This window comes from Prevotella sp. P5-50, assembly GCF_002251295.1.
Classification (GTDB): domain Bacteria; phylum Bacteroidota; class Bacteroidia; order Bacteroidales; family Bacteroidaceae; genus Prevotella.
On record NZ_NPJA01000024.1, the window covers coordinates 15,751 to 32,753 of the forward strand.

A 17,003-nucleotide genomic window follows, 5' to 3' on the forward strand; every position below is an offset into this window, starting at 1 on the left:
TTTAACAATATTAACATAAATACCGATTTTTAGTATCACATTTGCAACTAAGCACAATCAGTCCTTAGGTCATCGGTGTGTTTAATCACCTTTTTCCCTAAGGACCGATTGAGATTAAAAGTTCCAACCGAAATCGATTCCGAGTTGGAAGGGGTTACCGCGCTGTGCAAAATACAGCGATTCTCCCGTCGCTTTGCTTTGGAATGCGAAGGTATTGTAATGGGTATTGGTGAGATTGCGAGCCCAAAGATTGACATGACAGCATTCCAGTTGCACGCCGATATGAGCCCCCAGCAGCGCATAGACTTGCTGTTGGTAAGTATTCATTTCATCCCAATAGATGCTGCCGAGTCCGTTGAGGTCGGCTCCGAAGATGATGGCCTTAAAATTGTCGTGATGAAGGTCAACACGATAGTCTGCAAGCAATGAGAAGGAATGTTCGGGAACAAAAGGCACGCGTTTGCCGCAATAGTCAACAGCTTCGCCTGTCGCATTATCATTGGTGGTGTAATCTTTGAACGCGGCATGGGTATAGGCATAAGTGGCAGCCCAAGACAAATGGTCGGACAGCGCCTGACCGCGTACTGCCAGTTCGAGTCCACAACTGTAACTGCGTCCTGCATTGACCATTTTTCGTCCATAGCCATAATCGCTGCTAAACACAGAGAGTTGTTGGTTGCGAATCTGCATGTAGTATGCAGCTAAATCAGCCTGAACGGTGTTACCAAAGAGATTGAGGTGGGCACCTGCCTCGTAGTTCCAACTCTCCTCTGGTTTGAAGCGGATGCCTTCGAGCAACGTGGCATATTCCTCATCAGTATGGCTGATATTGACCTCAATATCCTTGCGTGCCTCCATGGCTTGTTGCAAAGCAACGCGCAGATTGTTCTGCACATCGGTCTGAATAATGTCGCTAAAGAGTTGGATATTAAATCCTCCACTACGATAACCTTTTGTCACAGTGGTATATATATTACTTCCGTTAGACCATCGATAGAGCAGTCCGAACTTAGGCAACAGCTGTTGAAACGAGGAATGTTCCTGATTGACAAATGGAGAAACCATCTTGACTTTCGCTGCCGAACCCATGATACTGAAGTCCATGTTGGCCTGTCCGCTCGTATCATAGGAAATACTGTTGCGGCTGTAATCGTATCGCAAACCGACGGTAGCGGTGAGGTGTTCGGCTATTTCAATATTCGACTCATGGAAAATGCCGATATTGGACTGTGGAGTATGGAAAGAACTCGGCACCCACAATCCCATGTTTACACGGACACCTCCTAATCGCTCAATCATGGCGGCAGCAGCCGTTTCGCCCATGCGGTCAGCCAGCGAACGGAAGATCTGTCCGTAAATCATGTTGCCGATTCTACTGCCCATCTGCTGACTGAATGCCTGTCCGAAGGTGTTGGGGGCTGTGGTCTTCAACCATTCATGGGCAAGAAACATACCATTAGTCCAGTGCCAACGGCTCTTATTGGCGCTCTTTATGGTAAACTCCTGACTGAGCGAATTGCTCAACTGACGCTGATCGACCTTGAAGAAGTCGGAAGGCGAATAGTCGGCATCCATCAGCAGACGGTCGCGCAAGAACTGCCAGGAAGTGGTGCTTTGCATGATGAATCCTGCTCCTGAGTATTGGATATGGAGTCCGTTGGTCAACAGATTGCGCTGATAGCAACTTTGCTCGTTCTGACTAGGATCATCTACGCGGTTGTTGTCCAGATGGAGCACGCCATAAGGGTTGGCGTTCTGGCGAACATACTGGTAGTCACTAATGAAATCAATGTTCCAATGCGCTGACGGACGAAGCATCAGGCGGAAACGACCGCCAGCCTCATCCATCTTATCGGCAGAACGGTCGGTCTGCGTGTTACGATAGAATCCGTTTGTGCCTTGATAGAACCCTGCCAACGAGAAAGCTGCTTTGGAGCTTAACTGTTGGGAGTGTGCCACTTCCACATTACGATAGAAGGCGGTTCCCAATCCCAGTTTCAATGCCGTACCCTGATGGCTAAAAGGTGATTTAGAGTAGATTCTTACCAGTCCGCCTTCTGCATTCATTCCATAGAGCGTACCCTGGGGACCACGCAACACGTCAACGCGGTCGGTCTGGTAAAGATGGGTGTTGAACGCTGTTTTGTTGGACAGAGGGATGTTGTCAACATACACACCCATTGACGGACTGTTGACGCGGGAGCCGATGCCACGCACGTAAATAGAGGATGTAAAACGTGAACCATACGCAGGCATGGCAAGCGAAGGAACAAAAGCAGAGACGTCTCGAATATCTCCCATTCCATGGTCAACAAGTTGGTCGCGACCTATTACCGTTGAAGCCAAAGGCCGCTGGCGCAACCGATAGGTATCTTTGGGCTGCGAAACCACAACGACTTCGTCAAGGTCATAAACGCGCGAAGAGTCGGATGGTATATTCAAAGACTCAGCCTTGCTTACTGCAGGCCATAGCAATAAAATAATAAATAACGATTTGTTTCTCATAACGGCTGCAAAGTTACGTTATTTTCTCTGCCTGTCCTATCCACATTTATATGGAAAATTGCATTTTCCGCTTCTGCATTCACTTTCTACAGTGTCGGGCAGAGGCGTTTCCACTCAGATTTCTATGCTATCAAGCAGTTTGGATGCCAACGACAAAGAACTTCGTTTCTTCGGCCAAGTGACAGCTAAGATTTTCCTCAAAAACAGCACATAATTCAAGAAAAAAACGTAACTTTACGCTCAATAACTTCAAACTGGACCGTATTTTTAGTTTCCAACCTATACAATATTCTTAATAAGTTATTGTTTTAAGTTTATTTCGTTTGATGTAATTATATAGACTTCACATCTCCCGTTCAGGATTTCCGTTGCAAAATTACAACATTTATTCAGAACAACGTTTTTATTTTTTTGACGAATTTTTATAAATTACGAAAGTCATCGGAAATTTCTGTGTTTTTTTCCACACATTCCGCCATCATCATATAACTTTCCACCTGTCATTTGGTTTCCTTTCCCCCCTATTACAAGCGGTTTTATTAGTAAATTCGGCTCGATAATCGGAGTCAGAATCGCTTTCACTCAGAAAACAAGAAGAAATTATCATTTTTCTTTGGTTTTTCACTTACTTCTTTGTACCTTTGCAGCCGAAAAGTTGGTTCCGTAGCTCAGTTGGATTAGAGCAACGCCCTTCTAAGGCGTGGGTCTAGGGTTCGAATCCCTACGGAATCACTTCAAAAAAGAGAATCAGCAATGGTTCTCTTTTTTGTATTTAATAGGTAGTAAAAAACATACAAATACAGTACACCTTCTAAGCTGTCAATAAAATCAAACTAAAATTAGAATCATTAAGACGCCACGTAGGCACGTATTGAACATTTACTCAGACAACAATGCTTATGCCAACCTGTTCAAGACAGACTTTGGTTAAAGGCCATGCTTTTCTGGTTAAACCGGCGTATTACCTCAAGTCGCTTTATGGGGTAAGGGGATTTTGTGTTTAAAAAGTTTCTATTATGCAAGGAATATGTACAATAAAAGAATTTTTGTCGTTTTACAAGCAAAATCACACTAAACCCTATTGGTTGCGGATTTGAGAAAGAATATACGGAAAGACTTTCTCTGCTAATTTAAGGAATATTGTTTTTATATATGTATAACAGATGTTTTTGTGCCAATAGCAATATCATTGTCTTCTTTTTATGATCTGTATTAACGGACTGTCATGTGAAAACAACCCTGTTTCACTTCGTATTTGATGTAACACCGGTCTTGTTCACGTATATCGCGAAGCACTTGTGTTAAGACCCATTTCAAAGTATCGTTGCGAACAGGACGCATCACGGGATGATAACGGTTGTAACAAACATCGAACGTAGTGCCGAAAAGATGGCAGCTGCGCTCGGTGGCATTGCCATTACGGCGACGCAATTTATCAACATCTTCCTCACTACGCAATACGCTGGTTACAATCAGTTGATTGATGGGTATTCCCTTGACATAAAGACTATCATAGAAAGCCTGACCTATGTCTTGCAGCAATACTGCCGCACGAGGCACAAGATAAGGCAGGGAACTCCGGAGATGATCTACATGATAATAAGGACTTGAGGCAATATAAACCAACTCCTTTTTACGTGCTTCCGCATCAGCACGATTGGCAACAGGACGAACACCCAGGCGCTCAGCAGCGGCAAGTTGCACTTGCTGGCTATCGGGAAAGGTCGTCTTGTAAGGAGGCACATAACCAATCTTGTGAGGTTTTTCTCCTATCTCCGCCACGACAGCCGGAACATTCTGAACAGTATCTGTCACGACAGCCTCGTTGGTTTCAGTAGAATCACAACAGCCCAACAAAGGCTCTTTAATCACGGCCAATGCCACTACAACGGCATAGAAGACGGTGACATATTTTCTTTTTGATATTTTCATTTTTATGAGTTACCGTTTCTAAAACAAACTCCCAATTTGATAGACTAACATGCTGACAATCCATGCTATTGCCGTGGTGTAGAAGGCAGAGAAAGCAGCCCAAGACCACGATCCTGTTTCGTTGCGTATGGCAATGACCGTAGCTATACAGGGGAAATACAATAATACAAACAGCAGATAGCTGAAGGCAGCAAGCGGTGTGATGCCATCGGCAAGCATCTGATAGCGCAAGCGGCTATATTTGGCAGTATCGTCGCTGAACGAGTCATCATCGCCAAACGAGTCGTCGCCACTGTAAATAACACCTATTGTAGAAGCCACGATTTCCTTTGCACCCACACCGGCAATGAGGCTGACATCGAGTTTCCAGTTGAAACCTTGCAGCTCGAAAACCGGTTCTACGGCCTTACCTATACTGCCAATATAGGATTGCTCCTTTTGTTGGACAGGTGATAATGATTCATCGTGGGGGAAATAACCTAACGCCCAGACGACGATGGAAGCCACGAGAATGATACCACCCATCTTCTTGAGATACTCTTTACCTTTCTCCCACGTATGTCTGCCAATGGCTTTGGGAGTTGGCCAGCGGTAAGGAGGCAATTCCATCACAAAAGGAGTATCTTCGCCCTTGACAACAAATGACGAGAACACCTTGCTGACTATGATTGCCACAATCACACCAATGACATACAGCATGATCATCACCCATGAACGGTATTGGGCAGCAAAAAACGTTCCTATGATCATAATATAAATAGGTAGGCGCGCCGAGCACGACATGAAAGGCAAGATAAGCATCGTGATAAGACGAGAGCGCCGACTCTCTATGGTGCGCGTAGCCATGATGGCAGGAACATTACAACCAAATCCCATGATAAGAGGGATGAACGATTTACCATGCAGCCCCATCTTATGCATCAACTTATCCATAATAAAAGCTGCACGTGCCATATAGCCGCTATCTTCCATCAGCGAGATGAAAAAATAGAGAATCAATATCTGAGGCAAGAAAACAATAACTGCTCCTACTCCACCAATCACGCCATCAACAAGCATGGAACGCAAGGGACCTTCGGGCATCAGCGCAGAAGCCTGTTCGCCCAACCATGAAACGGCAGACTCTATCCAGTCCATCGGATACTGGCCCAACGAGAAAGTGGTCTGGAACATCACATAGAGAATCAAAAAGAAGATGGGAAAGCCCAGATATTTATTGGAAAGCACATCATCTATAAAATGCGTCATGCGGTAAGTATCTTCCTTGGTGCCTTGCCGAAAGCCCGCTTCTGTCAGAGCGCCATGAATAAAGCCATACTTCGCATCCATAATGGCAGTTTCAGAGTCAGTCTTTTTCTCCTCTTTCACACGAAGTTCTGCTGCGTCACGCGCTGCCATAATCTCTTTGGCATTCTCCATCTTCGCCACATAAGCCTCTGCCCGGTCATCATGCTCAAGAAGTTTGATGGCCATATAGCGAGTTGAAAAAAGCGTGCGAACCACCACGTTGCACTTCAGGTACTGTTGGATATGGGCAATACCGGACTCTATCTCGTGACCATGGTTGATGTGAATATGGCGAACAGACGCGTTGCAGTCTTCAAATACGCTGATGACCTCACGAAACAGCTCCTGGACTCCCCGACCCGATTTGAATGACGTACAAACAAAAGGCACACCAAAAAGCGTTGACAGCGTTTGAGTGTCTAACGTGTCTCCTCGGCGTTCAAACTCATCATACATATTGAGTGCGCAAACCATTCTGACGTTCATGTCAACAAGTTGAGTTGTCAGATAAAGATTACGCTCGAGATTGGAAGAGTCTATCACGTTGATGACAACATCGGGATGACGTTTCATCAGATGCTCACGCACGTAGAGTTCCTCCGGACTGTAACAGGAGAGCGAATAGGTGCCGGGAAGATCCGTAAGATTAAAGACAAACCCGTCGCACGTCGCACGAGCCTCGCTGGCATCAACCGTCACACCACTGTAATTACCCACATGCCCGTGAGCACCACTGGCGAAATTGAAAAGCGACGTCTTACCACAGTTCGGATTACCTATCAGAGCCACATTGATGGTATTGCCAACATGTGCTGGCAAAGATTGGTCGCAAGTGTCTTGAACTGTATCTGTCATGGTTCCATGATTCACAACGGGTTGCTGATGGGATGGGTCAGTATCCACCACAATCATCTCAGCCTCTTGCCTACGCAGACTGATTTCATAGCCCATTACCTTATATTTGACAGGGTCCTGCAATGGTGCATTAAGCAAAACCTCTACATCTTTTCCTCTGACAAATCCCATCTCTACGATGCGTTTTCGGAAGCTGCCATGGCCTTGTACCGTCACTATCGTGGCATGTTGCCCCGTTTTCAGATCGGATAGTTTCATTTGCTATACTTTAAAAATACGAGTGCAAAATTAGTAAATTATCTGCAAATAAGGCAAAAACCATACTATAAATCATCAAAAATAGGTATTCCTAAATGAAATGGATTCTAAAGTTTTTACAAGGGAATAGATACCAAACTCATAAATACATGTCGTGGGGATAGTCCACGAAAGGAAAAACCTCGAAGTCATCCCGAAGACATCCCGAAGCCGAGAACGAGTCATCAACTCCTATTCTTTTCAACTTATGAATGAGAAACAAGCACTTTTTTCTCCGCAAACCTTTACGCAGAAAAATGGGACATAAATTAATCTTTTTTTTGCAGTTTCGCAATTAGTTCGTAACTTTGCCCTACATTTAAAAACAATCTATAAAATATTAAGAAATGAAACCGTTAAACAAACATTTCGCACCTAAGAGTGTGATGCCTGAAAAGGTGATTCAGTTTGGTGAAGGAAACTTCCTTCGTGCTTTTGTTGATTGGATTATCTGGAACATGGACCAGAAAACCGATTTCAATGGTAGCGTAGTTGTTGTACAGCCTATAGAAAGAGGTATGGCAGACTGGCTTAACGGACAAGACGGTCTTTACCACGTTAATCTTCAGGGTCGTGAAAACGGAAAGCCCGTCAATACGCTTGAGCGAATCGATGTGATCAGTCGCGCTTTGAATCCTTATTCACAGAACGATGCATTCATGGCATTGGCAGACCAGCCTGAGATGCGTTTCGTCATTAGCAACACCACAGAAGCCGGTATTGCTTTTGACCCTGCTTGCAAGTTGGATGATAAACCTGCATCTTCATATCCTGGCAAACTCGTACAGTTGCTTTATCGCCGTTATCAGACTTTCAACGGAGATCCCACTAAAGGACTTATCATCTTCCCTTGTGAATTGATTTTCCTCAACGGACACGTACTGAAGGATTGCATCTATAAATACATCGAACTGTGGCAGTTGGGTGATGCTTTCAAGAAATGGTTTGAAGAAGCTTGTGGCGTTTATGCCACTCTCGTGGATCGTATCGTTCCAGGATTCCCACGCAAGGAAATTGCTGAGATTCAGGAAAAGATTTCTTACCGCGACAACCTTGTTGTACAGGCAGAGACATTCCACCTCTGGGTGATTGAAGCTCCTAAGGAAGTAGCTAATGAGTTCCCCGCAGACAAAGCTGGTCTCCATGTGCTCTTCGTTCCTTCGGAGGAACCTTACCACAAGCGCAAGGTGACATTGCTCAACGGCCCACACACCGTACTCTCTCCTGTGGCATACCTCAGCGGCGTTAATATTGTACGCGATGCTTGCAACCATGAGGTCATCGGTAAATACATCCACAAAGTGCAGTTTGACGAACTGATGCAAACACTCGATTTGCCTATTGAAGAGCTTGAGAAGTTTGCAAGCGATGTTTTGGAGCGTTTCGACAATCCATACGTTGACCATCAGGTGACCAGCATCATGCTCAACTCATTCCCCAAATTCTGTGCACGCGATCTGCCCGGAGTAAAGACCTATCTCGAGCGCAAGGGCGAACTGCCTAAGGGATTGGTATTCGGTTTGGCTGCCATCATCACCTACTACAAAGGTGGCAAGCGTGCTGACGGTGCAGAAATCGTTCCTAACGACGACCAGAAGATTATGGATTTGCTCAAGGATCTGTGGGCAACTGGTGACACCCAGAAGGTTGCAGACGGAGTACTCGGTGCCGAGTTCATCTGGGGAGAAGACCTCAACAAGATCAGCAATCTCAACGGAATGGTTAAACTCTTCCTTGACCTGATTCAAGACAAGGGTATGCTCGAGGCTGTTAAAACTATTCTTTAAGACATAAGGAATTCTCAAAGGAAAAAAGATATGTTTTCATAACTAAAAGGCTACACCTGTTTGGGTGTAGCCCTTTCTTATTCGGAAAATTTTTATAGCACGCTTATCGCCTTGAAAGAATAACGTAGATGACAACAGGTGCTCCTATCAAGGGCGTAATGGCATTAAGAGGTATTATCCCACCCTCACCAGGTAATACCGTCAATATATTGCAAAGCAAAGCCACAGCACTTCCTGTCAGAATTGTAGCAGGAAGAAGGACCCGATGATTGTCTGTTCCCAACACCAATCTCGCAATATGCGGTACTGCCAAACCGATAAATGCCACGGGACCGCAAAAAGCCGTGATTACAGCAGTAAGGACACCTGTAACCAGCAACAGCCAGTTGCGTACACGTATAATGTTTACGCCAAGGTTTTCAGCATAGCGATCTCCCAAGACCAAGGCATTGAGAGGCTTGACAAGAGCTAAAGAAACAGCCAAGGTTATCAAAGTTATCACACTAAAAGTAGGAAGCATTTTCAGCGAAACACCTCCAAAAGATCCCATTCCCCATACCATATACGATTTCACCCCTTCATCTGTTGCAAAAAAATTGAGCAAGGAAATGGCAGAACCAGCCATATATCCTATCATTATGCCAACAATCAGCAACATCACATGACTTCGCACCAATGTAGAAAAGAAAAAGATCAACGCCATGACACCCATAGCTCCTGCAAATGCAGCAAGAAGAACAGCCATGAAACCGCCAATGCTGACAGTTCCAGCCGAAACGCTTCCACCGAAAAACAACATCACCAAGGCTACACCAAGGCCTGCACCACTATTAACACCAAAAATGCTGGGACCTGCCAACGGATTACGAAACGCCGTTTGCAAGATAAGTCCGCAAACAGCTAAAGAAGCACCACAAAGCATGGCAGTAACAGCCTGAGGGAGGCGCGATTCAATCACGATATACTGCCAACTGGGCTTGACGGACTCTTCTCCAATCAGAATGCGAAATGTTTCGCTCACAGGAATCGAGACAGAACCAATCAATAGGCTCACCACAAAAAACAAGAGCACCATGATGCCAAGCATGATGCATGAAATGTAGCCTTTGTTCATTTTGTATTTTCGAAATAGCGTAAGTGTTTTGATTGGATCAAATTCGGATGAAGTATCTGGATGATGTCAGAAAGCAATAGGTCAGGACGAAATGGAGTTTCTTCATAAAAAGATGTCTTCTCTACATTACATCCATAAACTTCATTCTGACGAAATGCTTTCAGCATCTTATAACCGTCGCGCTCCCCTAATAGATCTGCCTTCGTATAGGTATGGTCACTACTATAACGGAACAGCCAGACGTCAGCTTCGCCAGCTCGTTCTAAAACATTCTCAAAGGGCAGAGCCAGACTTCCTCCATGGGTATCGTTCTCCCAAGGGTAGTCACCACCCGCATCTTTAACCATCTGCCCAATGGTGCTGCGTCCACCGGGAACATGCCATACAGAACCTGTCATCTTGTCGAAAAGCACAGTACGGCGATGTCCTCCATGACGAGCCTTTGAAGCTTGTTGTTGAAGCATGTGGTAACAGCTATCTACACAAGCGAAAAGGCTGTCTGCCTCCTGTTCACGTCCAAGAAGCAATCCATAGAATCGCATCCATTCTGCACGTGCCAACGGAGAGTTTTCCATATACTCTGCACATTCTACAATAGGAATATTGATTTCCTCAACCTTTCCATAGCCACCGCTGTTTTCAAAAGGAGAAAGCATGATTATATCGGGCTTCACATCCATAATCTTCTCTACCATGGGTTGCATTCCACTACCGCAATCTGCTATTTTACCAGCTTTTACCCCTTGTTGGACAAATGGCAGTTTGATATATTTCAAATCAGCAACAGCCACTATCTTGTCCTGTGCTCCAAGCATACCGAGTAAAGAACAATGAACTGTGGTAAATACAGCAGAATGCTCTACGGGTGTACGGATAATGGTAGCCTGTGCAGGCAGTAATGCTTGATCTGGTAACTGTTCGTCTTTCGGAACCAATACATAGGTATGAAGAGTCTTCCCTGATTTCCAAGGATTACGGATTTGAGCCATCGTATATCCCTCATGACGCACAATAGTCAACAAAGAGGAATATTTTAAATGAAGCGTGTCGCCACCATCCTGCACTTCGGCCATTCGGCCTCCGCAGGATGACAGCAACACGGTCATCATTCCAAACAGGATGAACTGACGCATCTCTGTCTATTTAATATTTGATCACATTAGTGGTAACGTTGAAAGCAAAAGCGCAAGGACCTACACCTGCAGTAGCGCCCCACACATTAGCATTCTTTGAAGCGGATACAAAAACGCCATGTTGTGAATATTCAACGTTGAACATGAAGATCTTGCTATTTGCCTTATAATCAGTTTTGCCAGTATCAGCATTCTTCACGTTAGAAGCAATGAACACGGTACCGACAACCGGATCAACACCAATACATGCAGGGATAATCTCGTTATTAGTATCTGTGTAGAAAGTAGATGTTCCCTGGCTTAAAAGATTATAGACCTGATAAGTAGTCTTGACTGGTTTGTAAGAAGCATCGAACTCAGTATAATAACCAAAGATATTGCTACCAATGCAATCCATGTCGTTGGCATCCATCAGACGTGTCACCTCGTTATTTTTGGCAGAAATCTTATATACACCAGACTTCTTATCGCCATAGTTTCCAAAATCAAGTACATACATATCGCCAGCAGCAGTCAAGACAATCTTCTGTGGATTGACAATATTATCATTCTTAATCAGACTTCCAGAACCTGTAGTCAGGTCGATAATAGAAATAGAAGGTTTGGTACATGCTGCATAATCAGAATTGCAGACATACAGTTTTTTATCTGCCACGCTGATGCCCTCTGGGAAAGAACCAGCCTCATAGATACCTTGTCGAGTGAATGTTGTGGTGTCAATTGCAACTACATATCCATTACCTTTAGTTGTAGCGTTCCAATTCTCATCATACGAAGATTCAGACTTGCCGTAGAATGAAATATACACCTTGTCGCCTGAAGCTGTAAGGTGACGAGGTTTGAGACAACCCTCACCAAAAGTCACATTGGTCTTGATCTGTCTGAGAGACTTCAATGTCTTGGCATCAACCACTTCAAGAGTATTCTCACCAGTTACGGCAATATACATCTTACTACCATAAACCAAAGCATCATTAGGAGTACCACCTAAGGAACGACCATTCTGTGCTTGGAACTGCTTGTTGGCAACCTGATTAGAGGTATAATCGAGGTATGAAACGCTACCATCGATGTTGCTGCTCATGTTTCCACTACATACAAGGAATGCACCTTTTGTTACAGGAACAATGTATTCATGCTGTTCATTGTCGTTGTCATCACACGCGGTAAACATAGCTGCTCCCATGAGCAGTACTGCCATACTTAATAAATGTTTTTTCATTTTGAATAAATAATTTAATTATAATTTGTAATTGATTGATATCATCCAACTTCTGCCGGGCATCGGATAATGAGCCACGATACAGTATTGTTTATTAAAGAGATTTTTAATATCTCCACGAATTTCTACATGATGGTTTCCAAAATGGATTTGTTTATATGCTGTCAAGCCAAAATCAACATAGCCTTCTACCATTGTTGAAGGATAATGCTCGTTGTTAGGCCAACGGCTACTCATACCTGTCGCATGCAGTATTAAGTTTATCCAAGGATTCTCATAAGCAACAGAACCACTTGCTGTATGTTGAGGCATATAGGCAATCTGCTTATTGTAGTTGGGCGACTCAGGATTAGTTCGGTTTTGCACCTTTTGCAAACTATAACTTCCAGAGAGCATCAACCCATGAGCTTTATTGAACTGGTGTTCAACCTGCATTGTTGCGTCGATGCCTATACTGCGCACGTTACCGACATTGATACACGTCCAAACAAACATATTATATGGTACTGCTACTATCATGTCTTTCACCTTATTGATATAACTGTCAAACATAAGCGTTGCAGTAGTGTAACGTGAGAGATGAGGTGAGTATGTCACACCTATATTCCACTGGTCAGTTAATTCGGGATTCAATTCGGTACTGCCATAATGATAGTAGTAACTCTCATTAAAGGTGGGAGAACGAAAAATATTTTTGTAACTGGCACGCAGAAAGAGTTCCTCATCTTCAAGCAGTTTGTATGACAACGACAGCGATGGTGAGAGACGACGCATATTTCGTGCAGAATTTATTTGCACATCGGTACGATCTGTCTGTTCGACGTTCTTCTGCCGGTTGATAAAAAGCGAATGCAACAGTTTTCCCGTCATGACCAAACGACCAGTTTGATATTTTACAGTAACGGACTGAAGAATACTATGGCGAAACGGATGTCCAATAATGGCGCGCCATGAACTGCCATTCAGATTGTTAAAAGAATAATCTGCAGAATAATCCATTGCCCAATGTTTCGTTGGGACAAACAGCAGGGCAGCAGAAGCATAATATTCCCGTTGCCAATAACTTGCATCGTTAACAGCGCCAGGCATTAGTTTGTCGCGATAGATAGATTCGTACCAATTTACTTTGGCAATGGTTTTCAACGCCCACGTATCTCCCCAACGTTTTTGGTACCCCGCCTGTACAAAGAAGTTGCGGTCATGAAGAGTCTCCCCACTTACGTTAGTATAATAATGGACGATACCAGGCAACTGACGTGAATTGTCATAATAGTAAATCTTACCTGTCAATCGATTTGTTGCATGAGGTTGCCATGAAAAGTTTAACTCGCCATGTCCGCTACTCATGAGACTGTTAGTACGACGATCTTTCGTCACAGTCTTTACATTTTTAATCTCATAAGGATAATCATTCTCGGCATAAATATATTCAGCTACAGCAGACACGGCAAAGGCCTTAGAAAAACTCTGTTCATATCGCAAATAGGGACTAACATATCCGAATGACCCCATCTTCAACTGAGAAGTTAAATGCGGTTTTCTTTCATCAGAAGGTAAAGGCAATGTCTGTATGTTGAGAACTGCTGATGATGCCGCCTGACGTGCAGGAATGAAAATATCATCATTATCACCAATTACCAACGATAACTTGGCGACATTATCAAGCGAATAACGAGAAAGGTCTATTTCGCCGCTCTGGCAATCACTAAGCATAACACCGTCATAACTTACACCGGTATGCTTTGCTCCAAAACCACGCACAGCCACGGTCTTCATGCCTCCTGCACCGCCATAGTCGCGTAGCGTAACGCCCGACATTCGATGAAGTGCGTCTGCCATATCTGTTACTCCCATAGTAAGCATGTCTTTTCGGTCCATCATTTGCAAAGGTGCTGTACTTGTGAGCATTCGCTTGCGCTGACTCTTAGTCACAGTCACTTCTTTCAATTGATGAACACGGCTTGTTATGGTGTCTGTCTGCGCCATTGCGCTTACAGAGACAAGCATTGCAATTATCGACAAATTGAATTTCTTCATATTTATAAACATCTCATCGCCTAGCCCAAGAGTACGATGAAAAATTTTGTTTTTGCTTGGAATTGGTATTCTGACTTGTCAACCTGATCGCGAACGCCTTCCCGGTAACAAACCAGTGACTTTGTTGTTCACGTCGATATAGGGTTGTTTACAGCTGCCGGACAGTCGAGGATTTTCACCTCATTCCCTTCTATTCTCAATGCGTTTGCAAAATTACGAATTTGTAAGCGAAAAACAAAGAAGAATTATGTTTTTCTTTCTTTTGCCACAAATGCGACATCTGCTTTATCTGTCAGTTAAAGCTAATCAGACGTAGTAAGAATGTGATAAATGCGTTCCATGTCAACATGTTGTCTAACATGATCTGCCAACAAATCATATTGTTGGTTTTTATAGGTTTCATAGTCAAAGACAGACTGCTGTTGAGCATCTTTCAGATATGGTGACAATAAAACATCAACAATAGGTGCATTATCAAGTATTCCATGAATGTAGGTGCCCATGCAGCGATCATCAACGAAACATCCATCAGTTGTTTGGTTATTAAATAGATTCATCGACTGAGCATTGTCATCAAGTGTTGTCGTTCCCATGTGAATTTCATAACCGCGAAGCTTGACATTTTCATCTTTTACCAGCGTAGGACATTGGAATGTAACTTGTCGAGTAGTTTTTTCACCACCAATAACTGTCACGACAGGCAAAAGTCCCAACCCTGGCAATCGCTCGATTTCACCCTCGACATGATTCGGGTCTCGTACTTCCTTTCCCAAGATCTGATAGCCGCCACATATGCCTAGCACCGTAACGCCACGTTTTCGTGCTTCTACAACAGCTTTTGCCATTCCATTCTGACGTAACAGACAAAGATCATCTATCGTAGATTTGGATCCAGGAACGATGATGATATTTGCATCTTCAAGATCAGCAGGATTGTTGGTATAATAAAGATGCAGTCGTGAATCTTGTTCTAATGCATCAAAGTCTGTAAAATTGCTCATGTGGCGCAACAATACTACTGCAACATTTACCTTGCCTTTTACAGCCTGTCTCGACTTAACCTGCAGCGAGACACTATCCTCTTCTTCAATATGAATATCACGAAAATAAGGCAGGATACCGAGAACTGGTATTCCACATAGTTGCTCTATCATTTTCGCGCCTGATTCGAAGAGACTGATGTCTCCACGGAATTTATTGATAATAATACCTTTAATGTGACTTCGTTCTTCAGGTGTCATCAACATAATACTGCCATAAATACTAGCAAAAACGCCACCGCGGTCAATATCTGCAACAAGAATTACATTTGCATGGGCATAAAGAGCCATAGGCATATTGACAATATCTACCTCGCGCAAATTGATTTCAGAAACACTTCCTGCCCCTTCCATCACAATAGGATTGAAACGGGATGCCAAACGATTAAATGCTTCATGAGCAACATTACGAAAGCGATCTCGTCCTTCCTTTCGAAAATAGCTTCCAGCAGACTGATTGCTGTCAGGACGTCCCAACAAGACTACTTGCGATGTATGGTCAGACTGCGGTTTCAGCAAGATGGGATTCATATCGGCCTCACAAGGGATTCCTGCCGCTTCAGCTTGTACAGCCTGAGCGCGTCCTAATTCTAATCCATCGGGAGTGGCATACGAGTTGAGCGACATGTTTTGTGCTTTAAATGGAGCTGGGCGATATCCGTCTTGCCGAAATATTCTACAAAACGCAGCTGCTACAACACTCTTTCCAACATCACTTCCTGTTCCCACAAACATTAGTGGATTAAGTTTTTTCCTATGATTCGATTGTGAACTTATAGCCATTTGATAAATATTATAGTTTACATCTCAAAAACAAAGAAATATCATTTTTTTCTGTACTCAAAACAAAATCGATGCACATACAATTACCATCATAACAATCTCGACTCTTTGGTTAACACCAATGGCAATGATCATATCTTTCGTACTTAGTTGGCGATCACAGTCTCCGATATATGGTTTATAAAAACGTTGACCAAAATAATCATGAGATCCACCAAAACGACAATCAAGAATAGATGCTAATGCAGCTTCTGGATAGCCGCTATTAGGACTTGCATGCATTCTGCCATATTTTGCTACAAAACGTAACCTGCTCCACCAACGATAAAAACTTGAAGTCAATATCATCATCAATGCTGTCAATCGAGCTGGTATGTAGTTGGCTACATCATCAATGCGTGCTGCCCAAGTTCCAAAACGAAGATAGCGTTCATTATGGTAACCTATCATAGAATCGAGAGTATTGACCATTTTATATGCCATCATTCCCGGCACGCCCAGTAGTACCAACCAAAAGAGTGGCGCCACGACACCATCGCTTAGGTTTTCTGACATGGTTTCTAATGCTGCCGAACGTACCTCCTGAGCTGTAAGATTGGCTGTGTCTCGCCCTACTATGCGAGCTACACGCTCACGTCCTTTGTGTAATGAAATATCAAGAGCGTAGAAAACTTGTCTAACTTCACGAATCAGTGTTGTTCCTGCCAAACAGTAAAACACAAGTATGGTTGTCACGGTCATCCATAGATAAACAGACACATCCAACGCTATTTTCAAAAGGTAATCGGTCAAGACAAAAGTCATTATAATAAGCACAACAGCCATTATCGCTCCCTTTGTCCGTTTCCAATGGCCTTTGTTTAATATTGTTTCGCACTTATGTATGATTTTACCAAACAGCACAACAGGATGCGGTAACCACATCGGGTCACCTAATATCTTATCCAACAGCCAAGCTACAAGAATTGGCAAAATGGAAATGGCCAAGATTGAAAGCATTTGCTATTCTTA

The 17,003-nt window shown here is 43.6% G+C and carries 10 protein-coding genes, 1 tRNA gene and 1 riboswitch; of the genes, 2 read left to right on the top strand and 9 right to left on the bottom strand.

Annotated elements, in window-relative coordinates:
- Nucleotides 1-114: 114 nt before the first annotated feature.
- Nucleotides 115-2,442 (bottom strand): TonB-dependent receptor, encoded by a 2,328-nt coding sequence (locus CIK88_RS06415; RefSeq protein ID WP_254046859.1) that lies wholly within the window; start codon nucleotides 2,440-2,442, stop codon nucleotides 115-117.
- A 720-nt stretch (nucleotides 2,443-3,162) separates the two neighbouring features.
- On the opposite strand from CIK88_RS06415, the gene CIK88_RS06420 reads away from it, so the two are divergent.
- Nucleotides 3,163-3,237, top strand: a tRNA-Arg gene (locus tag CIK88_RS06420).
- Nucleotides 3,238-3,717: 480 nt separating this feature from the next.
- Here the strand turns inward: CIK88_RS06420 and CIK88_RS06425 are convergent.
- Both CIK88_RS06425 and feoB read right to left on the bottom strand, forming a co-directional pair.
- The gene (locus CIK88_RS06425; protein WP_094390767.1) at nucleotides 3,718-4,437 is read right to left on the bottom strand and encodes a DUF5715 family protein; all 720 of its coding nucleotides are present in this window, start codon (nucleotides 4,435-4,437) and stop codon (nucleotides 3,718-3,720) included.
- A gap of 18 nt (nucleotides 4,438-4,455) precedes the next feature.
- Complete coding sequence (gene feoB, locus CIK88_RS06430) at nucleotides 4,456-6,837, bottom strand: ferrous iron transport protein B (RefSeq protein WP_094435302.1); 2,382 nt, start codon at nucleotides 6,835-6,837, stop codon at nucleotides 4,456-4,458.
- A 386-nt stretch (nucleotides 6,838-7,223) separates the two neighbouring features.
- Here feoB and CIK88_RS06435 point away from each other — a divergent pair, with 386 nt between their 5' ends.
- Complete coding sequence (locus tag CIK88_RS06435) at nucleotides 7,224-8,663, top strand: tagaturonate reductase (RefSeq protein ID WP_094435304.1); 1,440 nt, start codon at nucleotides 7,224-7,226, stop codon at nucleotides 8,661-8,663.
- Between the two features lie 103 nt (nucleotides 8,664-8,766).
- Here CIK88_RS06435 and CIK88_RS06440 read toward each other — a convergent pair whose 3' ends face one another.
- From CIK88_RS06440 to cbiB, 6 genes are all read right to left on the bottom strand, one after another.
- Nucleotides 8,767-9,777: an iron ABC transporter permease gene (locus CIK88_RS06440; RefSeq protein WP_094390770.1), complete on the bottom strand. Its 1,011-nt coding sequence runs from the start codon at nucleotides 9,775-9,777 to the stop codon at nucleotides 8,767-8,769.
- A complete protein-coding gene (locus tag CIK88_RS06445; protein WP_094435306.1) occupies nucleotides 9,774-10,910 on the bottom strand; it encodes an ABC transporter substrate-binding protein in 1,137 nt (378 codons plus the stop codon). Before CIK88_RS06445 ends, CIK88_RS06440 begins: the two co-directional genes overlap by 4 nt.
- A gap of 10 nt (nucleotides 10,911-10,920) precedes the next feature.
- Nucleotides 10,921-12,111, bottom strand: a complete 1,191-nt coding sequence (locus tag CIK88_RS06450) for a YncE family protein (RefSeq protein ID WP_094435308.1) — start codon at nucleotides 12,109-12,111, stop codon at nucleotides 10,921-10,923.
- Between the two features lie 39 nt (nucleotides 12,112-12,150).
- Nucleotides 12,151-14,169, bottom strand: coding sequence for a TonB-dependent receptor (locus tag CIK88_RS06455; RefSeq protein WP_094435369.1), 2,019 nt, complete (start codon nucleotides 14,167-14,169; stop codon nucleotides 12,151-12,153).
- 42 nt (nucleotides 14,170-14,211) lie between these two features.
- Nucleotides 14,212-14,402: riboswitch (cobalamin riboswitch) on the bottom strand.
- A 69-nt stretch (nucleotides 14,403-14,471) separates the two neighbouring features.
- Nucleotides 14,472-15,992 (bottom strand): cobyric acid synthase, encoded by a 1,521-nt coding sequence (locus CIK88_RS06460; protein WP_094435310.1) that lies wholly within the window; start codon nucleotides 15,990-15,992, stop codon nucleotides 14,472-14,474.
- A gap of 57 nt (nucleotides 15,993-16,049) precedes the next feature.
- Nucleotides 16,050-16,991, bottom strand: a complete 942-nt coding sequence (cbiB, locus tag CIK88_RS06465) for an adenosylcobinamide-phosphate synthase CbiB (protein ID WP_094435312.1) — start codon at nucleotides 16,989-16,991, stop codon at nucleotides 16,050-16,052.
- Nucleotides 16,992-17,003 lie beyond the last annotated feature (12 nt).

What these genes read in the sequence shown, in the direction of transcription:
- cbiB (WP_094435312.1), bottom strand. Translation starts at nt 16,991, where the DNA reads ATGCTTTCAATCTTGGCCATTTCCATTTTGCCAATTCTTGTAGCTTGG.
- CIK88_RS06460 (WP_094435310.1), bottom strand. Translation starts at nt 15,992, where the DNA reads ATGGCTATAAGTTCACAATCGAATCATAGGAAAAAACTTAATCCACTA.
- CIK88_RS06445 (WP_094435306.1), bottom strand. Translation starts at nt 10,910, where the DNA reads ATGCGTCAGTTCATCCTGTTTGGAATGATGACCGTGTTGCTGTCATCC.
- feoB (WP_094435302.1), bottom strand. Translation starts at nt 6,837, where the DNA reads ATGAAACTATCCGATCTGAAAACGGGGCAACATGCCACGATAGTGACG.
- CIK88_RS06455 (WP_094435369.1), bottom strand. Translation starts at nt 14,169, where the DNA reads ATGAAGAAATTCAATTTGTCGATAATTGCAATGCTTGTCTCTGTAAGC.
- CIK88_RS06450 (WP_094435308.1), bottom strand. Translation starts at nt 12,111, where the DNA reads ATGGCAGTACTGCTCATGGGAGCAGCTATGTTTACCGCGTGTGATGAC.
- CIK88_RS06425 (WP_094390767.1), bottom strand. Translation starts at nt 4,437, where the DNA reads ATGAAAATATCAAAAAGAAAATATGTCACCGTCTTCTATGCCGTTGTA.
- CIK88_RS06440 (WP_094390770.1), bottom strand. Translation starts at nt 9,777, where the DNA reads ATGAACAAAGGCTACATTTCATGCATCATGCTTGGCATCATGGTGCTC.
- CIK88_RS06435 (WP_094435304.1), top strand. Translation starts at nt 7,224, where the DNA reads ATGAAACCGTTAAACAAACATTTCGCACCTAAGAGTGTGATGCCTGAA.